Below are 24586 nucleotides of genomic sequence, written 5' to 3' on the forward strand. Positions count from 1 at the left end.
AAGCATGAATAATCTGGCCGGCGGCGTATTTTCGTTGACGGTGAATCGCGAGCGTCAGGAACCCGTGACATGGCGGGAGGCGCCGCGCTCCCTACCGACGAACGACGCAAAGACGGCGCGCGGCAACGTGCAAGATCACGCGCTCGATGGCGTGCCGTCCAACGCACTGCTTTAAGTCCCGCTGCTTCGAGCAAAAAGGGTTCTGTTGCAGTAAGACGATGTTTCAAAAAGAGCTACGGCTACTGTTAACTCAAACGCAAAGCTGTTAACCTCGACCGTTGTGACGAGCGGAGCGAGGAGATGGCCAGGCAAATCATCGACGACGAATTGTGGGCATTGATCGAACCACTTCTACCGCCAGCAAGGCCGAGACGCTTCCGATATCCAGGGCGCAAGCCCGTGGCCAATCGGGCCGCGCTGACCGGGATACTGTTCGTGCTCAAAAGCGGCATTCGCTGGAGCGATCTGCCCGCCGAAATGGGCTGTGGATCGGGTATCAGTTGCTGGCGGCGCTTACGCGACTGGCAACAGGCCGGCGTCTGGGATCGGCTCCACGAGATCCTGCTCGCTAAGTTGCGTGCCGCCGACCAGATCGACTTTTCTCGCGTCGTCATCGATTCCACTTCTGTTCGAGCGGTTGGGGCGGGCGAAAAACTGGACCGAACCCCACCGATCGTGCGCGACCCGGTTCCAAACATCACGTTGCCACCGACGCCAACGGTACGCCGCTCGCGGTCATCCTGACTGGCGCGAACCGCAACGACATCACGCAACTGCTTCCACTGGTCGATGCGATCCCGCCGGTTCGTGGCTTGCGCGGTCGACCACTTCGCAAGCCGGCCCGAACCTATGCGGATCGCGCTTACGACCACGACAAGTATCGCCGGCCCTTGCACGCTGCCGGCATCCCCACATCGATCGCCCGGCGCGGCGAACCCCATGGCAGCGGTCTGGGTAAGGTCCGTTGGGTCGTCGAGCGAACCAATGCGTGGCTGCATGGATTTCGCCGCCTTCGTACTCGATATGAGCGTCGTGCCGACATCCATGAAGGGCTCCTTAAACTCGCCTGTTGCCTGATCTGCTGGCGAACACTTCAGCGCTCGGACGACTCTTTTTGAAACATTCTCTAAGGCCGGTCCGCTATGATGTGCGGAACGACACGAACGACTGAAAGCTCGATGAAGACGATGAATCCGGCGGTGGCCGGAGTGCTCAAACGCCTGCACTATCCGCTCGACGTGATTCTGACTTGCGTGCGCTGGTACGTGGCCTATCCGCTGAGCCTACGGCACCTTGAAGACATGATGGCTGAGCGCGGCGTTTCGGTCGATCATTCGACGGTGCACCGCTGGGCCATCAAGCTGTTGCCGGTGCTGGAGAAAGCGTTTCGCCGCCGCAAGCGGCCGGTGGGTAAGAGCTGGCGGATGGACGAGACGTACATCCGCGTCAAGGGGGAATGGCGGTATCTTTACCGGGCCGTCGACAAGGACGGCAACACCATTGACTTTCTGCTACGCGCCCATCGGGACAAGACTGCGGCCCGGCGTTACTTTGAGAAGTCGATCGCCCAGAACGGTGTACCCGAGACGGTAACCATAGACAAAAGCGGCGCCAATCTCGCCGCGCTCGAAGCAATCAATGCCGATCGTGAAGCGCCCATCAAGATCCGCCAGTCCAAATATCTCAATAACCTGGTCGAGCAGGATCATCGGGGCGATCAAGCGACGAACGCGGCCCATGCTGGGGTTCAAGACCTTTCGCTGTGCCCGGACCCTTCTGGGCGGCATTGAGATTATGCACATGATCACCAAAGGACAGATGAAATGTGCTCGCGGAACCCACCTGTCCGCCGCTGATCAATTCTACGAGCTCGCGATATAAGCAGTACTTCGCATATCGATCTCGCTCGCTCTTTGAGCCTTACTGTGACAAAGCCTTTTTTAGTGCCCTTAGTTGTATTTCAGACCACGCATAAGCCGTCGTGGTCAGCGCTCGCATTTTTCATCGAGGCATTCCCCAGATATTTGGTGTTTTTCTTTTGTGGTGTGCTATGTGCCCGCATGTCGCCGGTCAGAATTTTGCGGATTAGCCAGTTGTATCGCGGGTTGGTATGTATTGCAGGCGCCTCCAGGTACGCGGTATTGGCGGGCATTAGATGGCTCGTCGTACTTTCGGCATGTTGCGGCATCAGGGCCGCCACGGCGGCGTAATACACTGCACTACTCCTATCGGCTGGCAACCGGACCGCTCTTCGGCGGCATGAAGGCCCGAACCAGGCAGTAGATACCCGCGATGCCGACAAGCACGTAGACTATGCGCGTGGGTACCGTTCCGCTGCCGAAGATGGCAGCCACAACGTCCAACTGGAGGAGCCCGATCGGGCCCCAGTTGAGCGCGCCGATGATGACGAGTGTGCCCGCGATCCAGTCCAAAGGTGTGCGATGAACCTGAGCGGTGCCGAGCGATGGTGTTGTGGCCATGACTACCTCCGTTTGCATGCGACGTTACAATCGACCGCTCTGATGAGACGGTGCTCTCTTTTAGCAATGGATGTGCCGCCGGCCGCGTTTCGCTTTCCTAAGCGCATCGTCGCCTGGCCCGGTCGCGCTCGGAGGGCGACGTTGCATGAGTGCAGGCGAGCCGTCCAATGTCGGCCGGGCTCGCGATCGGTCCTGTCAATAAACCGTCGCCGACCGTCTCGCGATCCGGAAAATGTTAGGGATGCCGCGGCTGTCATGTGTAGGCCGTCCGTCCCTTCGTCCGACCGTTGCGCCATTCCTGTTCTTGTACGGAGCATAAGTGAATATTCATCAACGCAATAATGTGAATGTCATTGGTGAGGGCGCTGCGACCATGGTTTTCGCCCATGGGTTTGGCTGTGACCAGAACATGTGGCGTCGCCTTGTTCCAACGTTCAGCGCACGTTTCAGAATCGTGCTCTTCGACCTCGTGGGGTGCGGCCGCTCGGACCTGAGCGCGTACGACCGCAAAAAGTACGGCTCGCTCTATGGTTATTCGGCCGACGTCCTGGAGATAATCAGCGACGTGGCTGCAGAGCCTGTCATCTTCGTGGGCCACTCGGTGAGCGCAATGATCGGTCTGCTGGCAGAGATCGAGGCGCCAGAGCGGTTCGCTGGCCAGATCATGGTCGCGCCCTCGCCGTCGTATATCAACGATTGCGATTACATTGGCGGCTTCACCCGCAGCGATATCGACGAACTGCTGGAGGCGCTGGACAGCAATTACCTCGGATGGTCCAGTACGATGGCGCCCGCCATCATGGGCGCGCCGGATCAGCCCGAACTCCGCGAGGAACTGACCAACAGCTTCTGCCGCACCGATCCGGAAATCGCGTCGCATTTTGCGCGCGTCACGTTTCTATCGGACCATCGCAACGATCTCGATAAAACAGACAGGCCGGCCCTGCTGCTTCAATGTAGCGATGATCTGATTGCGCCGCGCTCAGTTGGGGACTACATGCACCGGACGATGCGCAACAGCACCCTGAGGGTCATCGAGAACGTCGGCCACTGCCCGCATCTGAGCGCGCCTGGCGCCAGTATTGACGCGATGGAAGAATTCCTCCTGAACCTGGACTGCTGAACGTGAACGGCTCTCATGACAAGCTGCCATCGTGGCAGGAGCTGCTTCAATACGCGCCCTGCGGGCTGCTGGTGAGCGACCCTGATGGTACGATCCGGCTGGCCAATGAGACCTTCTGCAGCTGGACGGGGTACCGGCAGGACGAACTGGTCGACCGGCGCCGCATCCAGGAGCTGCTGACGGTCGGGGGCCGGCTGTTCCACCACACGCACTGGCTTCCGCTGATGCAGATGCAGGGGTCCGCGGCAGAGGTGAAATTCGACGTGGTCCACCGCGATGGTCACCGCGTACCCATGCTATTCAACGCGGTTAGCCGCAAGGCTGGATCGCTTGTGTTTCACGAACTGGCAGTGGTCGTCGTGCATGACCGGCATAAATACGAGCAGGAGCTGCTGCTGGCGCGCCAACACGCTCAGTCGGCGCTTGCGGAACAGCAAAAAGCGCAGCAGGAGCTGGCACGCAGTCGCGACGAGCTTGCGCAGGCGGATCGCCGCAAAGACGAGTTTCTTGCCACGCTCGGGCATGAACTGCGAAATCCGCTGTCCTCCATGCACAACGTCCTCGCGATTCTGGGCCAGCAGTCTTCCGGCGACCCACACCTGGACGGTCTGCACGGCATTCTCACTCGCCAGGTGGGCTATTTGACGCGCCTGGTGGGCGACCTGCTTGACGTGTCACGCATCGCTCAGGGAAAGCTGGAACTGCGCAGGGAGCATACCGAACTTGCAGATGTCGTGCGTAACGCCGTGGAACTGGCCCGCTCTCCCATAGACACGGCAGCGCAGACGCTGACGGTTACGTTACCTGCGGAGCCGGTCTGCCTCGATGCAGATCCGGTCAGGCTCACGCAGGTGATGCTTAACCTGCTGCATAACGCGAGCAAATACACACCACATGGCGGTCGCATTTCGTTAGGGGTGAGCCGTGAGAATGACCGCGCCATGGTCTGCGTTCGTGATTCCGGCGTTGGGATCGCGCCTGAACACCTCGGTACTGTGTTCAACATGTTCTCGCAGGTGGCCGCTTCGGAAAAGCGCTCGCAGGGCGGGCTCGGCATCGGCCTGGCGCTGGCGCGCGGTCTCGTTATCCTGCACGGCGGCACGGTTGAAGCCCGCAGCGAGGGGACCGGACAGGGCAGCGAGTTCGTGGTTCATCTCCCGGTATCGAATGTGGCTTCATCGACCGGAACAGTGCCTTCTGTCCATGAATCGCCGGCACGCATGACCGGTCGTCGCATCATCGTCGTGGATGACAACCAGGACGCGGCGGAAAGCCTTGCCATGCTGCTCGCGCTGGACGGGCATGAAGTTCGCACGGCGGGCGACGGTCTGACCGGTTTGCAGCTTGCACAGGAATTTTGCCCCCAGGCTGTCCTGCTTGATATCGGACTACCGGGAATCGATGGCTACGAGGTTGCCCGGCGTATCCGGCGGCAACCTTGGGGAAAACAGTTGCTGCTGGTTGCAGTGTCCGGCTGGGGCCAGGAAAGCGACAGACAGGCGGCCGCCGATGCCGGCTTTGATCATCATCTGATCAAGCCCGTCAACCTCGACGAACTGACGACGGTTCTGTCCGGTCAACCAACACCCTGACGAACGCGTTTCACTTAACGTCCTGATGCAGCCGACGAGCTCGTCGATGAATTGAGTGGGCAGCCGTCGAGCTCCGCACGGGTAGCATGCCTGCTCGGGTCGATCGCCCGGTGTGGTCGACGATGGCCATTGTTCCGGTACGGGGGATCTTGCCGCAGCGTGCGAGTAGCCGAAGGCATTGCAGTGCGGCACGATGTCAGGTGCGACAGCCCGGTCGCCGCGGCAAGGATCGCATTCTCGTTGCCGTTCCGAGAAGCACATGCGGCGAAGCATAGCTAATTGAATCAGGCGCTGCGCTTGCGTATGTTTTGATACATGGCCCAGCCGCCCGTGAAACGCACAGCCGACAGGACGCTGCATTCAAATACCATGACAAATCAGACACAGACTATCGGGGAAACTTCCGGAGAGCAGTCTTTCCAGCTTCTCATCGCTGGCGTGAGAGAGTACGCAATTTTTATGCTGGACCCGGAAGGCTTTATCAAAACGTGGAATGCTGGCGCCCAACGCTTCAAGGGCTATGCTGCCAGTGAAATTATCGGCCGACACTTTTCCGTTTTTTATACGGAGCACGACCGCACCAGCGGTCGGCCGGCCCTTGCGCTGCGAACCGCGCTTGACGAAGGTAAATTCGAGGACGACGGCTGGCGGGTCCGAAAGGACGGCAGCCAGTTCTGGGCGAGCGTGGTCATCGATCCGCTGCGCGACGATTCCGGCAAGCCCATCGGCTTCGCGAAGATCGCTTTCCATCAGCTCTCGACGCGAGTTCCGACCTGCTACTTTCCATAATCAACGACTTGGCATAATCGGCCTTATGGAAAGCTTCGCATAAGGCCGATATTCGGCCTAGCGCGGGCTAGCCTGAAGGTCCGCTGCCCGAGCTTTGCAGTCGTTCGAATGACCGCATGACCGCGATGGCGAACGGCGGCAACTGGCCGATAGGACCTGTTCGATGAACGTTTTACAGCGCCGACGTTGGGCTCCTCAACGGCAGCTTTCCGGCGACTTGTGTGAACGCGTACTGCCGGCCAAAAGCAGCTTGTCGAAATGGCCACGCAGATCGTCGACAATATTCGGGTTAGCCGTAGAGCCCAAGGCAATTTTCCCAAGGGTCGCGCAGCATGCACATCCGCTTTCCATCTTCCACTTGGCCTGGACCACGATAAAGCGTGGCACCTATGTTCAGAAAATGCTTTAGCGATTCATCGAAGTCATCGACGGTCCAGTAGACGACTGTGCCCGCCGATCCCGCCGATAATTTTGCATCGGCGGGAACAATTTCGAGTCTGATGCCATTGAATTCGAGGTATGTCAGATTGAACTCGTCAAGAAAGCGCCTTTCAGCGCCTCGAAAAGCTGATTGGTACCAGTCCAATGCAGCCGGCACGTCTGGCACATACACAAGCACTGCACATATTTGCGAGTTCATGCGGGTTCTCTTTTGTGTCGTCGCTGAACGAGGTGAGGAAGATCGCGATTCGCGATATTGGTCGAAAAATCTGCTTTAGCAAAGTGGGCGACCTAATCGTTGAACGAGAGAGCGCTTTGTCGGTATCCATTTGTCCGCTACGGTCGAGGCATGCAACTCGCATAGGGCTGTGGCCCGCCCACGTTCGGTCAGTCGACATCCCCCCTGAACTTGCTGACAATATGGGTTCCCTAGACGTGAGCCAAAACGCATAAGGCACTATGGGCCCAGGACTGAACCTGCAGCCGCGCATCGATTATCGACAATGTGGACCTGTATGATTCGCCAATTAAAAACATATTCTGATATCAATGCAGACAACCAAGATCATCTTGCTCAACGGTGTGGGCAGCTCAGGCAAGACCTCTCTGGCCCGCGCTCTGCAGGCAGCGTCGAAAGACGTGTTTTTGCATGTCCAGATGGACGCATTCCTCGCGATGCTACCGACCCGTTATCTGGATGACCCCGACGGATTCACCTTCGTGTCGTCAACCGTGGAAGGAAAGGACGTCGTATCGATACATAGCGGTCCGGTTGCCCAACGCGCCATGCTGGGTATGCGACACGCTATCGTTGCACTGGCATCCGAGGGGAACAATCTTATCGTTGATGAGGTTCTTCTTGGTGATGAAAAAAATGACTACGCTCGCTTGTTCGAGCCATTCCAGCTAATCACTGTCGGCGTCCACTGCCCGCTTCAAGTGCTTGAGCAAAGAGAGCGGCAACGGGGTGATCGGCTTGTCGGATTAGCCAGATGGCAATACGACAAGGTGCATACCGGAATGACTTACGGCGTCACAGTCAACACCAGCGAAGCTACTCCTGAGGAATGCGCACAAGTCGTACTGCGAGCACTGTCATCTTGAATTCGTGGTAAATGTCGACCCCGGGTGGCTGCGAAAATTCGGCGTGCAATCTATGCGAACGTCCGCTTCGTAGAAAGTCGACCGTCTCTTGTGGGTCGTGTGCTGTCCTCGCGCAGGCGAAAAGCTGTCCTTCGAAGTGACCGGTGGTCCAAGACTGCAGCGCAACCCATAGCGGCCCTTGGCCGGCGATCGGCCCAACGACCGCAATGGCCGATTATGCCAAGTCGTTGATTATGGAAAGTAGCTGTGCTGGTCGGCGGCACGAACCGGTAATCACAGGGTGTGGCGGCAGGTGACGCCCCACGAACTCGACATAATCTCAGCGATGATCTGGAGTAACGGTTCCACCTGAGGGGACCGTTATGAAGCCAACCCGTTTGTACCCGGCCAAGTCCAACGCGCCGTCTTTTGCATCATTCCCACCGCACATTACTGCCGAATTGCATCGCTACGAGGCATATCTGCGCGATGTACGGGGACTGGCAGCCGAGACCCGTAAGAACCGACTTCGTGTTGTCGGCTTGCTCTTGCGAGACAGATTCGAGCGGTGCGCTATCGACTTCAGAAAGGTGCGCCCCGACGATGTTCGCCAGTTTCTTTCGGCGCAGTTGAGAGCAGGCGGCTCGGCTTCTTATGCCTCCCATCTGGCAGCAACGTTACGTAGTTATCTGCGTTACCGGACCGTTTGCGGAGACCAACCCGGCAAGCTCTCCACCGTCATTCTGAATCCGGTCCACTGGAAGCTGGCATCCCTGCCACGTGCGCTCAAGCCAGAAGAAGTTATCCGCCTCCTGGGCGCCGTTGCAGGCGCTCGGCGCTGGCCGAAGCGTAGCTATGCGATGGTCCGGCTGGCACTGGACATGGGGTTGCGTTCTGGCGAGATCGCACATCTCATGATCCGCGACATCGACTGGCGCGAAGGCACCGTGACGTTGAGAGGCACGAAGTCGCTGCGCCAGGACGTCATGCCGTTGCCGATGGCATGCGGGCAGGCGCTGGCTGACTATCTGCAACACGAACGTCCAGCGACCAGCCACCCGGCCCTCTTTGTCCGGCGAGTAGCAGGGCGAGACCAGCCCGTTACCTCGACGGCGGTCCAGAAGGTGATCAAGCGGGCCTGCAGTCGTAGCGGTCTGCTGCACTCCAGTGCCCACGCACTTCGGCATACCCTGGCCTGTCGCCTCGTCGAGAACGGCAGCTCGCTCAAGGAAGTGGCTGACCTGCTGCGTCACCGGTCGCTCAATACCACCCTGATCTACGCCAAGCTAGACACGCCGAAGCTGTCGGCAGTCGCTCTGCCGTGGCCGGGGAGTCAATCATGAGCGCGCGCATCAGCTTGCAGCAGCGGATCGACGACTACTTCGTCGAGAGGCGCTCCCTGGGATTTGAGTTGCGCTCGCGGGACACGCTCCTAGCCAGTTTCGCCCGTTACGCCGCCGATCGGCATCACCGTGGCCCACTTACGGCCGACCTCATGACGGATTGGGCCCGGCAGGATAAATGGCACCGTGACACGCCGGCGACCTGGGCGGCCCGGTTGGCGATAGTTCGCCACTTCGCCCGCTACCTGAAGCAGTTCGAACCGGATACCGAAATCCCGGAGGAAGCGGTGTTCGGTCCTGAGCGGGGACGTGTTGCCCCGCATATCTTCCATGAGGACGAAATCGTTGCGTTGCTGGCGGCGGCCTGCCGGCTCGATCCAAAGGGAAGTCTCCGGCCAGTTACCTACGAGACCTTGTTCGGCCTGATGGCCTCGACTGGCCTGCGGGTCTCCGAGGCCATTCATTTGCGCGATGCCGACGTCGACCTCAAGCGTGGGATGCTGACCATTCGACAGACCAAGTTCGCCAAGTCGCGAGAACTGCCGATCCATCCGGGCACCGTTGCCGCGTTAAGGCGCTACCGACGGCAACGCATTCAGCAGATTGCCAATACCCCTGACATGTCGTTTCTGATCAGCAGTCGTGGTCGGCGACTGGGACAGCCCCTTGGAGAGCGACAGGCTCATCGTGTCTTCAACTCGCTACGTGATAGCCTTGGCTGGGTGAACCGCGGCGCTCATACGGCGCCACGGCTTCATGATCTGCGGCATACCTTCGCCGTGCGACGCATGATGCTCTGGCATGCCGAGGGTACCGACATCGATCAGATGATGCTGGCGCTGTCGACCTACATGGGTCATGCCGAGATCTTCTATACGTACTGGTATCTGACGGCTGTTCCGGAATTGATGGCCTTGGCCGGCGGCAAGTTTGAGCGTTTCGCCGATCTCGCCGGAGACGGCAATGTATAGGCAAACTAAGACAGCGCCTTCGTTTGCCGCGCTCGTGCAAGCCTGGTTCGCCGAATACCTGACCCAGCAGCGGGCACTCAGCGAGCAAACCATTGCAGCCTATCGCGATAGCTTCGTACTCTTCCTTGACTTCGTAGAGGCGAGCCTGGGCAAGCCGCCAGCCACGATGGCACTCGCCGATATGACGCCGGAACTGATCATGGCCTTCCTCGATCACCTTGAACGTCAAAGGCACAATTGTGTACGCACGCGCAATGCACGTCTGGCAGCGCTGCGGTCGTTCCTGAAGTTTGCCGCGCACCGCGATGTCGCGTCGTTACAAGCGATTGAGCGCGCCTTGGGCGTTCCGCTCAAGCGCTTCGAGCGCCCGATATTTAGCTATCTGTCGCGCGAGGAGATGCTAACGGTGATCGGTACGCCCGGCGGTTCCTGGCTGAGCCAACGCGATCACCTTCTGTTCCTGCTGATGTACAACACCGGAGCGCGCGTCTCGGAGATTACCGGGGTGAAAGTCGCGGATGTGGTCCTTGATGACAGTTCTGCCTGCATTCATTTGCGCGGCAAAGGACGCAAGCAGCGCAGTGTGCCGCTTTGGCGCTCTACCGTGAAGGCGGCACGGGCATGGTTGCGGGTCAATCCGGAATTCCAGCCGACATCGCCACTGCTTCCGAATCGGAACGGTCACGCAATGACGAGAGCCAATGTTGCGTTGAGGCTGACGTTGGCTGCCAGGAACGCAGCCCGTTCCTCTCCCGGCCTGGCAGAGCGACACGTATCGCCCCATACCATCCGACACACCACGGCCATGCACCTACTACAGGCTGGCGTCGACATCAGCGTAATCGCGTTGTGGCTCGGACATGAGAGCCCCGTCACGACACACCATTACGTCGAAGCCGACCTGAACATGAAGGAACGTGCGCTTGCCAGGCTTCACGAACCAGGCAGCAAGGTCCCGCGCTATCGGGCACCTGACTCGCTGCTCAACTTCCTGAAGGCGCTGTGATTATGCAAAGGCCGGAATTCGTGCTTGCCCGCTTTCCATCAGCTCTCGACGCGAGTTCCGACCTGCTACTTTCCATAATCAACGACTTGGCATAATCGGCCTTATGGAAAGCTTCGCATAAGGCCGAACTCCCGTCTTCCAATGGAAATAAATGAACGTGCGTTGTGCGTTGACAGCCGCCCTCTATGTAGCGTTAGGTCGACTGGCCGAAGAGGGCGGCAAGTGGCGTTCGTGCCAATATTCGTGAGAACAATTGGTCGAAATAACGCTGCCATCGCGACCAAGCTTTCGTCGGTTCTGCATGAGCTTCGACATAGGGAACATTTGACCCGCGCCATATGAGGATGCATGTGCCGACTCATCCCATCTCGTTCCAAATGCATCCGAAACCCTGTCTGTCCTGGAGGCCATGCTACGCTTTACGATGCTCCGGTACGTCGGTCCAATTCCGCTGCAGTGCGCTCCAGTTCCTGCACGATCACCGCTTCATCTGGCAACACAGTCTGATACTCCGCCGCGAGCACCTTGTTTGGCAGGTTGTCCAGCGCGTAGTGTGCTTCGGCCGCACCTTTCTCGGCACAAAGGATCATGCCCACCGGCGGATTCTCCCCGGGTTTCATCCAGTGCTCGCGCGCGTAATTCAGGTAGAGATGCATCTGCCCGGCGTCCGCATAGCTGAAGCGACCGACCTTGAGATCGATGATGACCAAACATCGCAATCGCCGATGAAAGAACACCAGATCAACTCTAAACCAGGTGTCGTCGATTCTCAGGCGGCGTTGCCTGCCGACGAAAGCGAAGTCGTCGCCCAGCTCCAGCAGGAAGTCCGCCAGATGCTGGATGAGCGCTTCCTCAAGATCGGACTCTGAGTACTCGTCCTTTATGTCGAGAAACTCCAGTACGAACGGGTCGCGAATCGCTTCCTGGGGCGTTGGGAGATCGCCCGGCTGGGCATCAGCAGCTTTCCTGAGCAGCGCCGCCTTGTTGCGCGACAACGCCAGCCGCTCGTAAAGCTGGCTACTGATCTGGCGGTCGAGCTGGCGCACCGACCAACCTTCGCGCAATGCCTCTGTTTCATAGAAAGCGCGGGCGGCCGCGGTCTTCACGGAAAGCAGGCGCACATAGGCGGACCACGGCAGCGTGAAACGTGCGCCTAACGCCATGTAATCCGGCGCCGTTGCAATGCCATCGACGACGTCTATTGGCGGCAGCAATTTTCCAGACGGCGTCTGGAAATTTTCGGGAACTGCCGATTTTCCAGTCACTGTCTGGAAAATCTCCGCCGCCGGCCAGGCGACGTAGAACGCGCGCATGTTCGCCAGATTGGCCTTGCCGAACCCGCGGCCGAAGCGGCGTGTCAGGTCGTCGGCGAGTCTCGCGATCAGCGCCTGCCCGTAGCCGGCGCGTGCCTGCCCGCCCTGCTCAGTGGCGACAATCCGCCGCCCGATCTCCCAGTATGCGGCGGTCATCACGGCATTGACGTTGCGTGCCGCCGCGCGTCGCGCCGACTCGACGACATTGACCACTTCCTCATGCAGGCCGGCGTAATCGCCGGGCACCATCGCGTCCTCCCTCATGACGCGTTGACGGCATCCTTGAACGCCTTGCCCGCCGTGAACTTGACCGTCTTCGCCGCAGGAATCTGGATTTCCGCGCCAGTCGACGGATTGCGGCCGACGCGCGCGGCCCGTGCCCCGGTCGAAAACGCACCGAACCCGATCAGCTGCACGGCGTCGCCCTTCGTGACGGTCGCTGCGATGGTGCCGAGCAGCGCGTCGAGCGTTTCAGCGGCCAGCGCCTTGCTGGTGCCGGTTTTGGCGGCGACGGCGGCGACGAGGTCCTGCTTGTTCATGGTGATGTCCTTCAGGTTGGCTTGAATGCCGTCACCCTACCCGATCCGCTGACCGGTGCGCAACCGGCTTCAGAGCGGCGCCGCCGAGCCGGCCTTGATGCGGCCAACGTTGCCCACCGATGACACTGTCGTCAAAGGTAACCCTTTGCGGGGCTGGCCGCCTTCCAGACGGCGCCGCGATGCCGTCCGTCCGCCTCGATCGGCCCCGTTTTCCCGCTGATGGGGCGAAGCAACGATCGCCATCCTTGCCGGCTTGCGCCCCTCCTCGCGCTGGTCGCGCCTTCAGGCTCTGCCACGCGAACCAAGCGAACTCCCGTGGCTGTCCCCACGGGCGCCCGGCGACGGAAAGCGAAGAACGGCCGGCGATTTGCGTCACTCTTCTAGTTTTGATAACTGCTACTAGCAAAACTGCATTTAATGCATCGAGTCTCGGAACTCCTTTGCGACAGGTCACCGTTAAGGTACCCGTCACCCGGAGACAAGCCTGAGCCGCAGTTAAGAGAACAGACTTCCCTACCCCTCTACCTTTCCCCATGGCGCCCTCAAGTAGCCGCGCGACGCTGAGCGTTGCGATCCATCGCTCGACCCGGTGTCGGTGGTCACGGGCACGCCCTCTCACGGCGCTCAATGGTGATAAGCCTTATTGCACCACCAGTTCATGTCGCCCCGCCCCTTTCGCCGCCTGTGCCCCGATTCAGCAAGCGACCTGCCGAAGACACTCACCTATCGTCACGGCAAGGCCGCGTGCCGGAGCTCCGGCGTAATGGCTCTGACGCAATCGTGCGATGAAGCAAAAGTAGCAGCGTTACGGAAGTAAAAGTAGCAGCCACTGGCAACATCATGAAAAGCTGGCCCACGCTGCGAAACATCCGGCCATCCTCCCGAACTGACTCGACCACTCCGGACTAACCCCCACGCTTCGGCGATCATCCGGCCGGTCTACGGCTATGTGACAGCTCGCGCGCACGGAGCACCCGATCAGAGAATACGCAGGTTGCGGATCCGCCCGATGCGGGGTGAACGCTGCAAGATGAGCCCGGCGATGAATTCGGGCAGCAGCGCGCGCGGCACGTTTGCCGGAACATCCGCGACGACCTGCGAAGGCACGTGGACGATAAAGTCATCGGGCGCAGTGGACAAGCTGTGCTCGTAGCTCACGCAATATTTCGTCAGCGTTTCCCTACCCTTTTGACAGCAATTTCAGAATACGGGAATCGTGTCGGACCTGGATTGCCATGCTGATCGTGAGGTGACCCGCGTCTTCGTGTTCGGGATTCATCAGGTAGTTGTGCGCGTAAGGAACGACTGCGCTTGGCACCTTAAGCAGCACGCTGCCGCCGGCACCCAGCCATTCAGTCCCGGCATCCTGGGACCACGCCATATCGTCCCGCCAGTTGGCGGGGATGCCGTCGTCGGTCATCTCCGCAATCGTTACGTCGTCTGCCACTTCAACCCTGAGCAGCTGGTACGTATCGGGTAGATCAGCGGGGCTGCCGATTTCCAGATGTACCAGAATCTCGAGAAGGGCGGCCGCGGGATGTTCGGCCAGATACACTACCGGCTGGCCGGCGAAATGCCATCGGCCCGCTGCCCGCTGGCCACCAATGCCTTTCAGGTCGGCGTAGTTACTGATTCTCCACAGGACCATCAGGCAAAGTACCCTTCGTCAAGCTGGACGAGCGCCTCCTCGACCAACCGGGCGCCGTGCTCGGTGCTCGCCATATCGAGCGCGGTCCTCCCACCGAACCGCTTCTGGGAATTTCGCAGCCACAGCATTGCCTTCCCGGCATTGCCAAAGGCTGAGGTCGCCTGGGCGACGATCTTGGCGAGACGAATCGCCTTGTCTGACTCCTCCGTCGAGAGTCGCTCGTGCTGTTGCCGACGGTGTGTCAGCGTCCGCCGGGGGATGATGAAAGACAGTTCGTCGGCCTTCAGTCCGTGCTCTGCAAGACGGTCGATCACGGCGACGCCGACCCGTTCGGTCGCGAGCTCTGCAAGGTCGGAACCGCTGCGCACGGGCGCATCAAGCAGCCGCTGCAACAGGGCGAACTCTTCCCGGCGCGGGTTGCCCGCTCCGCTTGGCTTGAAAGAGACAGTGATCATCGCGGCTCCATTCGGCAATTTGCCCATTCATTATAGGCATTTTGCCGTCCGACTGCCACGCCGCTTTTTGCTTCCCGTTGACGGCGGCCGCCAGTGCCATATCCAGCAATCTCTCCCAACCCTCCCAACCGCAATACGAGGTTTATCCGGCCTCCTGAAACAGCCCATTTTCCAGTTCCGAAAGACTGCTCCATTTGACCGCGCTGCGAAACACCCGGCCATCCTCGCTGACTGACTCGATCACCACCCGCTGACCACTGACTTCGGCAATCACGCGTACGATCCGGGTTCCGTATCGCATCAGCGCTCCGATCGGTGGACACGCTGGGCGACGCCGCCGCCGGGGCACCTTTTTCACTCGGTAGACTCCTTTACTCCGCGATCCTTGCGAACGGTCAGCACAGGCTTCCTCGCCGCGACGGTGCGCCGCGCTGAGCGCCCTGCGATCCCCACGCCAGAAGCCGGCACAGTGGAAAGGTTTTGTCGAAGAGTCTCAAGCTCGTCCATATACGCAGCGTTGGTTGCCTCAAGCGCGTCGAGCCGACCCTGCATCAGCCCGGCCTGATGTCTGGCGTCGCCCAGCTGGCCTCGCAAGGTTTCCGATTCAGCGCGATGACGCTCGTCATGCTGCTCGGCCCGCCGCCCCGCAGCATCCAGATCTTCGTGCAGTCGCGTGGCCAGTGCGCGTTCGCGCTCAATCTCGAGTAGCGCGCGCTGTTCTGCTGCCCGCAGACGCTCTTCCGAGCGCTGCCGTCCTCACGCAGCTTGTCCAGCTCGCGCGCAAAGTCCGCGCGGACTTGTGCCAAGGCGGCGTCGCTGTCACGGTTTTCCCGCTGCAGGCGGGCGATATCGGCCTCCAGCGTGAGCCGCGCCGCATCAGCCACCGCGAGCGCCTGCCCATCGGCAGGAACTCCGGACGCGATGTCCGCAGTGTCGCCGGCAGAGCCCGTTCATGATCAGCAGCAACGTGATCGAAGCACCCTTCCACTGCGTCTGTGTCGTTCACACTTTTGCTATGGGCTGCTCCCGGTCCGTTCGACGACGCCCCGGCGATGCGGCGGCAGGACCGCTTCGCAATCCACGATCGCGTGCTTCTGAGGCTGGGCAGTGATGCCTTTGGTGTGTCGAACGGGTAATCGTCGCATTTCGGTGCCGTCCGCGATGTATAAGACCACCTCCCTTTTGCCCAGCGGTTTTTGTAGCGAAGCAGTGGAAGGTCGCGGCGGCCAATGACGGTTAGTTGCACTTCGGCGACGCCGAAGCGAAGTGGCGCATTCAATCACGCAGTAGAGGCAAATTTAATACGTTCTACGTCGGTCCAACGCATCTGTCGTTTCCTGGCCATACGGTAACTGACGACCTGGTTCACCGCGGACTCGGCAATGCTGTTGCCAATCGGTAGGCCGTTCGTAGAGCTGGCTGCCGATCTGGCGATCCAGCGGGCGCACCGACCAGCCTTCGCGTAAAGCCTCGGTTTCAAAGAACTCTCGGGCGGCCTCCGTCTTCGGAAAGCAGTCGAACGCATGACGACCAGGGCAGAGGAAACGCATGTGCGACTATGGACAGTGTGAAGGTAGTACGCACTCCTACATATGGGACCGGTTGTCCCGTCGATTTCGCAGACGCTGTCTGCATGATCTGAGGCGCGGGTGATTTTGCAGACAGACTCTGCAAAATTCATTCAGTCGACCAACTAGTTCTCACTCGCCACATGTTTCGAAGGATCCATCCGCTGATGAAGTATCCGGATGACATCGACCAGCTCATCGTGCTCCTTGAAAAACACAATGTGCGCACCGACCAGCACACTTCGATAACCGGCACGAACGTGGGAAGCGGACCGGCTCGGTTGCGTGCCCTGTACCAACCCGATTATGGTGTCCTGAATCAGTCGGATATACCGATCAGCCTGCGTGGCACCCCAATTTTCGAGCGAGTAGTCCCATATATCATTCAGATCGAGCTCCGCGGCCGGCGAGAGGACGAAACCCTTCACGTGGTCGACTTCCGTTTGCGAGCGAGGAAGGCGTCAAAGTCAAATGGTTTGGACGCACCCGAACGCTCTCCCTTTTCCAATTCTGAACGCAGCGCATCGAGCTTCGCTTCCTGTTCTTCGAGCAAGCGTAGACCAGCCCGCACCACGTCACTCGCGGTGCTATAGCGCCCGGCGCGAACGCGGTCCTCGACGAATTCAGCAAAGTGTGCCCCAAGGGAAACAGACGTATTCTTGCTCATGATGGACTCCAGCTGTGTTTAAGCCATAGTACCAAATTTTGGTACTATGGGCTGGTCCAGGTTCCGGACGTCCACAGCGGCGCAAGTAACGGGAGCCAGCGCACGCGGTCCATCAACTGGGCGCGGCCCATGAAGCCCGGTGTCGCCGCCTCCGTCTGGTCGAGCGGCCACGCCACCGGAAACGTGGTCCATAAGGAACATTTAGCAAGATTCTCTCCGCACTGCGGAGAGAATCCTCCATCGTTTCCCAAGGCTCCGGATAGCTACCGACCTGGCGATCGGTGGCGCGCCGACCAGTCTCCGCACGGGGCTCTCTTTCATAGACTCTCGGCCGTTTTCCATCTTCACGGAAAACAGACGAACGTATGCAGGATCGTGCGCAGGGGCTTACGACCCGGTTTGCCAGGTGCGCGTTAACGCATCGTAGCCTCGTCGGCAAAACCGGCAGACCGGTCGCCTTCACGTTCTTCGCTCCGATCGCGAGTGTGTCAGGCGCGACAAGAAATGTGGCCGCAAGGCGCAACTACTCCATTACCGGGCTCTTAGAAGAGTCCGGTTTGCCTCTCGTCCTGCGCTGGCGGCAAAGAGGCTCGGGCGCGCCGCGTCCCACCGCGACGCACGAGTCGGCGCACGTGAGCTACGAGGTCGGCGCGCGCATCGCCTCTCACCAGCACGAGTCCATATAGATGCACGCCGTCGGGCCCGCGGTCGTGGCGCGCCCGCCGCGAAGCGCGCAACCCAGACCGACGTGCGCGTTCAAGCAACTGCGCTCGGCTCATTCCGGGCCAGCAGGCCACCACGAATTGAGATACTGGGGCCGGGAGCGATTCTGGCGCGCAGTCTGCGGGCAGCGCGAGAGCGACGAGTTTGAGGCGATCGGCCATGCGCAGTGAAAGACTGCGGACGACACGCTCGTGCCGGAAACGGGACTGCGCGGCAACGGTCGACGCGGCGGCCTGCGCCTTTGCAGAGCTGCCTCGCGGCATCACCTATTCTCAAGGTAACCTACACGCATGACGATAAGTTGCGCCCATCTGCATCATATTGCCGTAGCCTGATCGGGCGCGAAACGCGCGGGGCTGCCGGAGCCTTGCGCCCGTCCGCTTCGTCATCCGAGCGGCGGAGGCTTCCCACGTCTACGGGGTACGGGCCACGCCGCGGAAGACAGCAAAGCCGTTCGACCGGAACATGGTCAGCGCTACAGATTACGTAACGTTCACTACAGACCGATCTGAGTCGCACCGAAATCCCTGTTCAACTCTCGCACAATCGCCATTTTGTCGGCCTTCGTGAGGGTGCGCCGTGAAACAATTGCCAAGAACTGCGGGGAAGCGCCTACGGACGCGGGTTTTCAGGCAAGTGAAAATCGTTCGGCAATGTTTCACGGAGACCGCAATAAGCCTGCCGCCAAGTTTCGAGCACCAGTTCGGCGCAGACGCCATTAACTTAGGAATACTTAGAAAGTTGCTGCAATCAAGCGTTCCAGTTCGAGGGCACGGAGCCAACAGCTTCGGGCTGTGCGCCCGCTCTGCGTGGATGGAACAGGGTTACTAGAGCGGCCGCGGTATCAAAATATTGGACGCTGTCGCGCGACGTGTCGCCACAGACCGAGCGTCACGCATTCGATCCGAGATCATGGAGCAGCGCACCACTCGTGGCCCCGCATGAAAGCGGCGCGTTTTTCCCAAGCGATTCCTGTCCACAAATCAGTTATGGCCGCTCTTCCACCGAGCCAGTATCAGTTCGGGAAACGAGGCACATCTTGCAATGAGACGGACCCTCCCGCGCTCAAGTTGGCGGTTCGTGTCTGCGTCGTCCGTCCTTGGCGGTGAAAAAGATTGTTAGGTGTTAGCGCCGATGTAAAACTGACCCTGTCGCCGACATAAAACTGACCCACCTGGGAGACGATGGCGGCTTTTGCCGCCGATGCTGACTCAGGAGCAAGCAGTGGAAATCAAAGTATTAGCCAGACGCGGGACGGCGGTTTGGGAGATAGCGAGGCAGACGGGCTTATCGCGCAACACCGTGCGTCGCTATCGAAGAGATGAAGAAGCGAGACGGTACAAGCCGCGTGAGCCGCGAGCGACGAAGCTCGACCCGTTCAAGGACTATTTGCTGGAGCGCGTGGCAGCAGCGCGGCCGGACTGGATTCCAGCGACAGTTCTGCTGCGCGAACTGCAGGAGGCCGGCTATGCAGGCGGCATCAGCCAGTTCAAGGCGTTCCTTGCACCCCGCAAACATCCCGAAGCCGAGCCGGTCGTGCGCTTCGAGACGCCACCGGGCAAGCAGATGCAGGCCGATTTCACCGTCATCCGGCGCGGCCGCGAGCGGTTGCTCGCGCTGGTCGCGACGTTGGGCTATAGCCGCGCGAGCTTTGTGCGATTCACCGCGCGCGAGGACGCGGCGACGCTGTGCGAATGCCTGCGCGAAGCACTGGTCTACTTCGGCGGCACGCCGGAGCATGTGCTATTCGACAACGCCAAATCGGTGGTCATCGAGCGCGATGCGTTTGGTGTGGGCGAGCATCGCTGGAATCCGCAATTGCTGGCGCTGGCCGAGACCTACGGCTTCACGCCGAAGGTGTGTCGCCCATACCGTGCCAAGACCAAGGGGCAAGGTCGAGCGATTCAATCGCTATCTCAAGGAGAGCTTCGTCGTGCCCCTTGCCGCGACGCTCGAGTCATCCGGACAGAAGCTGGACGTCGAGACCGCCAATGCGCACCTCGGCCGATGGCTCTCAGAGATTGCCAATGTGCGCCGTCACGCAACAACGGGCGAGCGTCCAGCCGTGTTGCTCCATGGTGAACGAGCGGCACTTCTACCATTGCCGGCTCAAGCGCCTGTCCTCGCGGCGCCCGACAATCGCCGGGTGTTGCCCCATGAGAGCCTGCAGCATCCGCTGGCGGTCTATGACACGTTGCTGGAGCTCGCCGCATGAATCTGCAACGTGAGCGCATCGCCGCGCTGTGCGCGCAACTGAAGCTCGACTGCGTCGCCACCGACTGGGCGCCGCTGGCTCAACGCACGGCCGCAGCCGATTCGAGTATGGCCGACTTCCTGGAGCAGCTTCTGCAAGCCGAACTCGGTGCTCGCGAACAGCGCAAGCGCCAGATGCTCACGAAGTTGGCGGGGTTGCCCGGCATCAAGACGCTAGAACAGTATGACTTTGGCTTCGCCAGCGGCGCACCGCGTGCGCAGATTCAAGAGCTTGCGAGTCTGGCGTTCATCGAAAGGGCCGAGAACATCGTGCTGCTCGGACCATCCGGTGTTGGCAAGACACATATCGCGACTTCGCTTGCTTACCGCGCGGCGCAGGCGGGCATCAAGACGCGGTTCATCACGGCCGCCGACTTGATGATGCAATTGGCCGCCGCCCGGCAACAGAATCGGCTGCGCGAGTTCTTCAATCGCGCGGTTATCGGGCCTAGGCTGCTGGTCGTCGACGAAATCGGCTATCTGCCATTCGGGCACGAGGAGGCGAATCTGTTCTTCAACGTCGTGGCGAAACGCTATCAGATTTACTTCGGCGAAACCATCGAATGTGGGTCAGGTTTCAGTCGGCGTTGACAGTTAGGGCGAAATTCCCTAAGCACCCCTTTCGTGACCGATGGGTCAACGCTTGCGTTCGAAGGCAAAGTCCAAAGTCACTCAAACCGAACAGCCCGCAACTGTCCTAAGAGGACGATTGGGCGCTCGAGGCCAGACAAACTTTGAGCCCTCCTTGCAGTCGTGCCGTATTTGGAAACGCGAGGAACGCTGTGTCGCAGATCGACCCCCTGAACGGCTTGTCGACTGACTCGCGTTGCAACTTTAGAGCGCGCAGTACCTTCGCTTTTCGCGCGGTGCAGTGCGCCTTGCCTTGAGCATTCCGGGTACGTGCATTGTGCGGCGCAGATGAGTCGCGCTCCGGGACGCAGGGTCACCCACGCTTCGCGACCTAAGAATCCATTCGCTCGAGCAGTCCTGCACCGATTGACGCTCTAGTCGACACAGCCGTCGTCAAGAGATGCGATCGTCCGGATCCAATCTGGGGAGGCAGAGCTTACGATGCCTTATCCGCAGCGACCACGAAGTGTTCGTCGTTCCTGTGGCGGGAGTGCGCCTTTGCGACCGGCCGAGATACAAAATCTTCCCTTGATGCTGGCGTGGTTAAGATGGCGTCAGAATCTGCGTCTGTCCCGCTTGCAGCTTAACAGCGCAAGGCTGGTTCGAAGTCGGGGCTCGGCCCGAAGAGCGCCACGCGGTGGTGAGTGATCAGACGAAGGCGTCCGCCTATGTGTCCCAACTTGGGACAAATGTTCAAAGACTAGAGCGTGGTAATAATCGGAAGGGTAGGTGCGCGGAGTGAGAAACGAGCTAACCGATTTGCAATGGCATCTCGAACAATTCGTACAAACTTGCACGTCACGTGACGGCAGCGCCCTCTCGCTTCAACCGGAGTCGTGTCCCAACTTGGGACACCACCGACGCGGCGAAAGCGTGGCGACCAAAAGAAAAAAGGTGCTCCATGAGCACCTTAACCGTTCGCCTCAATCGGCGCTGCCGCCGCTGCTAGGAGAAAATAGCTCTGAGATGAGCCTACGTATCTGCTTCTCCTTCTCTGCGGTGAGCATGCCTGCTCTGATCTTTACCGTGAAACCCACAGCGTCTTTCGTAATCGACCCCGCCTGATTTTTCCCCGCAAAAATCTTCTCGATGCTACGGTCACTAACGCCGCGCGACCCATCATCGCCGCTTTGGATAGCCTGCTTGATCGCCTTCGCGAGTTTCAATTGATCGAGGTCCCCCGCCACCACCCTGGCCCACATCTGTCTGGCGACATCAAACGCCTTCGCGTCCTTGTCGCGCAGGATTGACACCAAACCCTCGGCCGCGGTTGCGCCCAACAGCCTCGGCTGTACATCCAGATCCTTGATAACGAAGTCGGGAAGGTCAGCAAACGCGAGGAAACGATACAGTTCCGAACGAGAGAAACCCAATGCTTCTGCCATACGCTTTCTGTTGGGAAACTCTTTTTCGGTGCTGCGAATAGAGCGAGCGATCTCATAATCCGACAAGTCGTCGCGCACGATGTTTTCCACTAGGGCCAACATCGCCATCTCTTCGTCAGAAAGATCGATGATGACGGCCTTGATCGTCTCCTTATCGATCATCTTGTGAGCGCGCCAACGTCTTTCCCCCGCGACGAGCTGATGACCGTGCGCAGCGCGGCGAACAATGATCGGTTGGACCAGCCCCGCTTCGCGGATCGATTCCGCAAGTTGGGTCAACTTCGCTTCGTTGAACACCTTCCGCGGCTGCCACGGGTTTGGAACGATTTCCGAAACCTTCACGTCCGATGCGGTACCCGCTTTCTCAAGTTCGACGATTCGCTGTTGCGCCTGGGCCAACGCGCCGGCCATCCCCGGCGCTGTTCGAGGGCTGGTGGGCTTCTCATGCTGCTGGTCGAGCTGGATGTCCTTCGCGGCACGAACGTCAGCAGTCTTGCTCATCATGCGTTCACGCAAGTTGCTCATTGTCCGGCCCTCCATTGAGCGACATACTGATCATCAATCCATTTGCAGTAATCCAATAGCGGCTGCTTGACCCGAGCTAGAGTCTTCGCCACAGCATCGGAACGCGAAAGATCAAAGACCGTCGAGAAGGCCAATGCGCCGTTGCTCATAACAGAACTCGCCGGTACCTCGGTTGTATGAAGCCAGTCGCCATATGCGCGCTGCGACCAAGACCGAACAACTGGCGCAGATGATGTCATTCCATAGTCAACTCTGGACAGCAGCACAGAGATGAAGTCGTACGTTTTATCGACCTCATGTTCTACAAAACCATGCGCCACCTCGGCGAATAGTGACCAGAAAGATACCGACGAGATGAAGTCCAAGCTTTCCGGGACTAACGGCATAACCATCGAATCGGCCGCCATGAGACCATTAAGGGTCATGTAGGAGAGGGATGGGGCAGTGTCCAAAACGATGTAGTCGTACCGGGCTCGAAGCGGTTCGACTCCCTTGCGAAGAACCGACCAGAACTCGAAGCCCGGGTTAGTCTGTTGAGCGGTTGGAAGATGGAATTCCGCGTCGTGCAGGTAGTTGTGTGCAGGGATGACATCCAGGCCATCCCAATATGTGCTTTGAACCTTCGACGCGAGTCCGCCCTCGATGGTCGGGTCGTAGATGAATGGAAGGACCGTGTCCTCCCAAGTCACATCTTTCTCGGCATAAAGGCCGCACAACTCGGACAGAGATGCTTGCGGATCGAGGTCAATGACAAGCACTTTGCGCCCGCGCAAGCTCAAGCCCTGCGCGATACACATAGTCGTTGTGGTCTTACAAGAACCACCCTTGAAATTCGCTGTGATCAACACGCGACCGCGATGCTCACGAGTACCACTAACGAGCGGAGTCTGATAAATGTCCGATACTTGCTGGACCCACGTGCGCACATCTTTCAGAGAGAAAATGCGCGCCCTTCCGCTGCCATGAGCCATACCCCGCGGAAGTTCGCCGCCTTCCTTGGTCGCCAGGTAATTGATCTTCTGACGGTCGATCCCGCACAGTTCCGACAACTCGCCGATTGTGAATACAGGAGGGCTCTTACGCGGCCTGGGGGCAAGAATCTGGTCCCGTAGTTCGTTCGCCATCACCGACAGACGCTCGGCGAACTCCCCCAAGTTGGAGAGCTTCACGCGGCGGTCGATGCCGGGCAATTCGCTCAAATTCATTTTGCAGTTCCTCTCTTTTTATCAACGGTGAGACGATTTCCTCACGCTCACCATCTGTTTCTACGGTTTCCGATGGATAGCGCGTCGAACCGTAGAATACTCACCCCGCCGAAGAATTGCCATTTAAATCTGGCACCGAAAGTTAGCTGCGACGAAAAATCGCCGAATTTCTTTTATATTCAATGAGTTATGACAACGAATTTTGGGAGGCACCCACGAAAAATCGAGAACACTAGGCAGAAAAAGTCGACCCACCGGTTTCCGTGCACCCGCGCTAAACACAGAACACCTCACCTTAGCCCGCGCAAAGCAGCGATATTCCGGCCCCATTGGGGCGGACACACATTTCGCCTCACCTTAGATCGGTATTTTCATGTCGATCTTTTCGCCGAATTCACGCGGGCGCAGGCACCTAGCGCACCGGTCCGTCGGATCGATGCCTCTAACCCATTGACCGAGGTCGGATCATCTGCGACCTCGCTGTTCCTTTTGCCCGGCGCTCCGGTTGTTAGTATTTATCAAAAAACAAAACTCACCAACAACTAACGTGAACTGGCAGCCTCATATAAAACAATGACTTACGCTTGTAAGGTGAGGCGAAATGTGTCAAAGGTGATGTTAATTGAGCGCCTTGGTGAGGTGTTTACCACTGCAAGGTGAGGCAAATTGATGGGCAAGGTGAGGCGTTTTAGCACCGATGGTGAGACGAATTGTGAAGATCGCGCGGGGAAAGGTGAGGTGTTCTGTGTCCGTCGCTCCCTAAGGTGAGGTGATCTGTGTTGACGTCGCACCTTCCCGTCGGTACCGTACCGGTCCAGAGATCTTTGACCGTGAGCTTGGGGGCCGC

Annotated in this window: 24 protein-coding genes and 2 pseudogenes; 12 read left to right on the top strand and 14 right to left on the bottom strand. The window is 59.3% G+C overall.

Annotation, left to right across the window (positions count from 1 at the left end; genetic code table 11):
• Positions 1–4 precede the first annotated feature (4 nt).
• The 3 genes from BJG93_RS35875 to BJG93_RS35885 all read left to right on the top strand — a co-directional run bounded on the left by BJG93_RS35875 (position 5) and on the right by BJG93_RS35885 (position 1881).
• Positions 5–175 carry a hypothetical protein gene (locus tag BJG93_RS35875; protein WP_174566145.1) on the top strand — a complete coding sequence of 57 codons (171 nt, stop codon included), beginning with the start codon at positions 5–7 and terminating at the stop codon, positions 173–175.
• A 125-nt stretch (positions 176–300) separates the two neighbouring features.
• Positions 301–1118 (top strand): IS5 family transposase gene (locus tag BJG93_RS35880; RefSeq protein ID WP_231337699.1). Its coding sequence is split into 2 segments (ribosomal slippage): positions 301–649 and positions 649–1118, totalling 819 coding nucleotides; the frame shifts between segments, so codons are not numbered across the junction.
• Between the two features lie 60 nt (positions 1119–1178).
• Positions 1179–1881, top strand: a protein-coding gene (locus BJG93_RS35885) for an IS6 family transposase (protein ID WP_154671643.1) whose coding sequence is annotated in 2 segments (ribosomal slippage) — positions 1179–1712 and positions 1714–1881 — 702 coding nt in all. Because the reading frame shifts where the segments join, the coding sequence is not laid out codon by codon here.
• Between the two features lie 79 nt (positions 1882–1960).
• On the opposite strand, the gene BJG93_RS35890 is transcribed toward BJG93_RS35885, so the two are convergent.
• Together BJG93_RS35890 and BJG93_RS35895 are read right to left on the bottom strand one after the other, a co-directional pair.
• Positions 1961–2215 carry a hypothetical protein gene (locus tag BJG93_RS35890; RefSeq protein WP_154671642.1) on the bottom strand — a complete coding sequence of 85 codons (255 nt, stop codon included), beginning with the start codon at positions 2213–2215 and terminating at the stop codon, positions 1961–1963.
• 10 nt (positions 2216–2225) lie between these two features.
• Complete coding sequence (locus tag BJG93_RS35895; protein ID WP_051374161.1) at positions 2226–2480, bottom strand: DUF378 domain-containing protein; 255 nt, start codon at positions 2478–2480, stop codon at positions 2226–2228.
• A 319-nt stretch (positions 2481–2799) separates the two neighbouring features.
• On the opposite strand from BJG93_RS35895, the gene BJG93_RS35900 reads away from it, so the two are divergent.
• The 3 genes from BJG93_RS35900 to BJG93_RS35910 all read left to right on the top strand — a co-directional run bounded on the left by BJG93_RS35900 (position 2800) and on the right by BJG93_RS35910 (position 5984).
• Positions 2800–3603 carry an alpha/beta fold hydrolase gene (locus BJG93_RS35900; protein ID WP_027193598.1) on the top strand — a complete coding sequence of 268 codons (804 nt, stop codon included), beginning with the start codon at positions 2800–2802 and terminating at the stop codon, positions 3601–3603.
• Between the two features lie 2 nt (positions 3604–3605).
• On the top strand, positions 3606–5195 hold the full coding sequence (locus BJG93_RS35905; RefSeq protein ID WP_051374096.1) for a hybrid sensor histidine kinase/response regulator: 1590 nt from the start codon (positions 3606–3608) through the stop codon (positions 5193–5195).
• A gap of 369 nt (positions 5196–5564) precedes the next feature.
• On the top strand, positions 5565–5984 hold the full coding sequence (locus BJG93_RS35910; RefSeq protein WP_322786918.1) for a PAS domain-containing protein: 420 nt from the start codon (positions 5565–5567) through the stop codon (positions 5982–5984).
• A 289-nt stretch (positions 5985–6273) separates the two neighbouring features.
• Here BJG93_RS35910 and BJG93_RS35915 read toward each other — a convergent pair whose 3' ends face one another.
• Positions 6274–6624, bottom strand: coding sequence for a VOC family protein (locus BJG93_RS35915; RefSeq protein ID WP_027193595.1), 351 nt, complete (start codon positions 6622–6624; stop codon positions 6274–6276).
• A gap of 350 nt (positions 6625–6974) precedes the next feature.
• Here BJG93_RS35915 and BJG93_RS35920 point away from each other — a divergent pair, with 350 nt between their 5' ends.
• The 4 genes from BJG93_RS35920 to BJG93_RS35935 all read left to right on the top strand — a co-directional run bounded on the left by BJG93_RS35920 (position 6975) and on the right by BJG93_RS35935 (position 10828).
• Entirely contained in the window at positions 6975–7529 is a 555-nt protein-coding gene (locus BJG93_RS35920) for a chloramphenicol phosphotransferase CPT family protein (protein WP_034476854.1), read from the top strand.
• Between the two features lie 362 nt (positions 7530–7891).
• A complete protein-coding gene (locus BJG93_RS35925) occupies positions 7892–8851 on the top strand; it encodes a tyrosine-type recombinase/integrase (protein WP_027196614.1) in 960 nt (319 codons plus the stop codon).
• Positions 8848–9822, top strand: a complete 975-nt coding sequence (locus BJG93_RS35930; protein WP_027196615.1) for a tyrosine-type recombinase/integrase — start codon at positions 8848–8850, stop codon at positions 9820–9822. The genes BJG93_RS35925 and BJG93_RS35930 overlap by 4 nt, the downstream gene beginning before the upstream one ends.
• Positions 9815–10828, top strand: a complete 1014-nt coding sequence (locus BJG93_RS35935) for a tyrosine-type recombinase/integrase (RefSeq protein WP_027196616.1) — start codon at positions 9815–9817, stop codon at positions 10826–10828. Before BJG93_RS35930 ends, BJG93_RS35935 begins: the two co-directional genes overlap by 8 nt.
• Before the next feature lie 419 nt (positions 10829–11247).
• On the opposite strand, the gene BJG93_RS35940 is transcribed toward BJG93_RS35935, so the two are convergent.
• The 9 genes from BJG93_RS35940 to BJG93_RS35985 form a co-directional block, all read right to left on the bottom strand.
• On the bottom strand, positions 11248–12390 hold the full coding sequence (locus tag BJG93_RS35940) for a PDDEXK nuclease domain-containing protein (RefSeq protein WP_231337700.1): 1143 nt from the start codon (positions 12388–12390) through the stop codon (positions 11248–11250).
• Positions 12391–12401: 11 nt separating this feature from the next.
• Positions 12402–12680, bottom strand: a complete 279-nt coding sequence (locus BJG93_RS35945) for an HU family DNA-binding protein (RefSeq protein ID WP_027196618.1) — start codon at positions 12678–12680, stop codon at positions 12402–12404.
• Positions 12681–13658: 978 nt separating this feature from the next.
• The gene (locus BJG93_RS35950; RefSeq protein WP_154671792.1) at positions 13659–13838 is read right to left on the bottom strand and encodes a hypothetical protein; all 180 of its coding nucleotides are present in this window, start codon (positions 13836–13838) and stop codon (positions 13659–13661) included.
• 22 nt (positions 13839–13860) lie between these two features.
• A complete protein-coding gene (locus BJG93_RS35955; protein ID WP_154677418.1) occupies positions 13861–14331 on the bottom strand; it encodes an RES family NAD+ phosphorylase in 471 nt (156 codons plus the stop codon).
• Positions 14328–14783 carry a type II RES/Xre toxin-antitoxin system antitoxin gene (gene parS, locus BJG93_RS35960; RefSeq protein ID WP_027193709.1) on the bottom strand — a complete coding sequence of 152 codons (456 nt, stop codon included), beginning with the start codon at positions 14781–14783 and terminating at the stop codon, positions 14328–14330. The genes BJG93_RS35955 and parS overlap by 4 nt, the downstream gene beginning before the upstream one ends.
• A 142-nt stretch (positions 14784–14925) precedes the next feature.
• Positions 14926–15084 (bottom strand): hypothetical protein, encoded by a 159-nt coding sequence (locus BJG93_RS35965; protein WP_167544181.1) that lies wholly within the window; start codon positions 15082–15084, stop codon positions 14926–14928.
• A gap of 250 nt (positions 15085–15334) precedes the next feature.
• Entirely contained in the window at positions 15335–15667 is a 333-nt protein-coding gene (locus tag BJG93_RS35970; RefSeq protein ID WP_071336754.1) for a hypothetical protein, read from the bottom strand.
• Between the two features lie 809 nt (positions 15668–16476).
• Positions 16477–16779 carry a type II toxin-antitoxin system RelE/ParE family toxin gene (locus BJG93_RS35980; protein WP_027196622.1) on the bottom strand — a complete coding sequence of 101 codons (303 nt, stop codon included), beginning with the start codon at positions 16777–16779 and terminating at the stop codon, positions 16477–16479.
• A complete protein-coding gene (locus BJG93_RS35985) occupies positions 16776–17018 on the bottom strand; it encodes a type II toxin-antitoxin system ParD family antitoxin (RefSeq protein WP_027196623.1) in 243 nt (80 codons plus the stop codon). The genes BJG93_RS35980 and BJG93_RS35985 overlap by 4 nt, the downstream gene beginning before the upstream one ends.
• Positions 17019–18944: 1926 nt before the next feature.
• Here BJG93_RS35985 and istA point away from each other — a divergent pair.
• Both istA and istB read left to right on the top strand, forming a co-directional pair.
• Positions 18945–19956 (top strand): annotated as a pseudogene (gene istA, locus BJG93_RS35990) (IS21 family transposase).
• Positions 19953–20534, top strand: a pseudogene (gene istB, locus BJG93_RS35995) (IS21-like element helper ATPase IstB); the annotation flags it as partial. The pseudogenes istA and istB, both read left to right, overlap by 4 nt.
• Before the next feature lie 1013 nt (positions 20535–21547).
• Here the strand turns inward: istB and BJG93_RS36000 are convergent.
• Together BJG93_RS36000 and BJG93_RS36005 are read right to left on the bottom strand one after the other, a co-directional pair.
• The gene (locus tag BJG93_RS36000; RefSeq protein ID WP_027196625.1) at positions 21548–22534 is read right to left on the bottom strand and encodes a ParB/RepB/Spo0J family partition protein; all 987 of its coding nucleotides are present in this window, start codon (positions 22532–22534) and stop codon (positions 21548–21550) included.
• On the bottom strand, positions 22531–23739 hold the full coding sequence (locus tag BJG93_RS36005) for a ParA family protein (protein ID WP_027196626.1): 1209 nt from the start codon (positions 23737–23739) through the stop codon (positions 22531–22533). Before BJG93_RS36005 ends, BJG93_RS36000 begins: the two co-directional genes overlap by 4 nt.
• Between the last annotated feature and the right edge of the window lie 847 nt (positions 23740–24586).

The organism is Paraburkholderia sprentiae WSM5005 (assembly GCF_001865575.2).
GTDB lineage: Bacteria > Pseudomonadota > Gammaproteobacteria > Burkholderiales > Burkholderiaceae > Paraburkholderia > Paraburkholderia sprentiae.

What these genes read in the sequence shown, in the direction of transcription:
- BJG93_RS35875 (WP_174566145.1), top strand. Translation starts at nt 5, where the DNA reads ATGAATAATCTGGCCGGCGGCGTATTTTCGTTGACGGTGAATCGCGAG.
- BJG93_RS35895 (WP_051374161.1), bottom strand. Translation starts at nt 2,480, where the DNA reads ATGGCCACAACACCATCGCTCGGCACCGCTCAGGTTCATCGCACACCT.
- BJG93_RS35910 (WP_322786918.1), top strand. Translation starts at nt 5,565, where the DNA reads ATGACAAATCAGACACAGACTATCGGGGAAACTTCCGGAGAGCAGTCT.
- BJG93_RS35915 (WP_027193595.1), bottom strand. Translation starts at nt 6,624, where the DNA reads ATGAACTCGCAAATATGTGCAGTGCTTGTGTATGTGCCAGACGTGCCG.
- BJG93_RS35920 (WP_034476854.1), top strand. Translation starts at nt 6,975, where the DNA reads ATGCAGACAACCAAGATCATCTTGCTCAACGGTGTGGGCAGCTCAGGC.
- BJG93_RS35925 (WP_027196614.1), top strand. Translation starts at nt 7,892, where the DNA reads ATGAAGCCAACCCGTTTGTACCCGGCCAAGTCCAACGCGCCGTCTTTT.
- BJG93_RS35930 (WP_027196615.1), top strand. Translation starts at nt 8,848, where the DNA reads ATGAGCGCGCGCATCAGCTTGCAGCAGCGGATCGACGACTACTTCGTC.
- BJG93_RS35935 (WP_027196616.1), top strand. Translation starts at nt 9,815, where the DNA reads ATGTATAGGCAAACTAAGACAGCGCCTTCGTTTGCCGCGCTCGTGCAA.
- BJG93_RS35940 (WP_231337700.1), bottom strand. Translation starts at nt 12,390, where the DNA reads ATGGTGCCCGGCGATTACGCCGGCCTGCATGAGGAAGTGGTCAATGTC.
- BJG93_RS35945 (WP_027196618.1), bottom strand. Translation starts at nt 12,680, where the DNA reads ATGAACAAGCAGGACCTCGTCGCCGCCGTCGCCGCCAAAACCGGCACC.
- parS (WP_027193709.1), bottom strand. Translation starts at nt 14,783, where the DNA reads ATGATCACTGTCTCTTTCAAGCCAAGCGGAGCGGGCAACCCGCGCCGG.
- BJG93_RS35965 (WP_167544181.1), bottom strand. Translation starts at nt 15,084, where the DNA reads ATGCGATACGGAACCCGGATCGTACGCGTGATTGCCGAAGTCAGTGGT.
- BJG93_RS35985 (WP_027196623.1), bottom strand. Translation starts at nt 17,018, where the DNA reads ATGAGCAAGAATACGTCTGTTTCCCTTGGGGCACACTTTGCTGAATTC.
- BJG93_RS36000 (WP_027196625.1), bottom strand. Translation starts at nt 22,534, where the DNA reads ATGAGCAACTTGCGTGAACGCATGATGAGCAAGACTGCTGACGTTCGT.
- BJG93_RS36005 (WP_027196626.1), bottom strand. Translation starts at nt 23,739, where the DNA reads ATGAATTTGAGCGAATTGCCCGGCATCGACCGCCGCGTGAAGCTCTCC.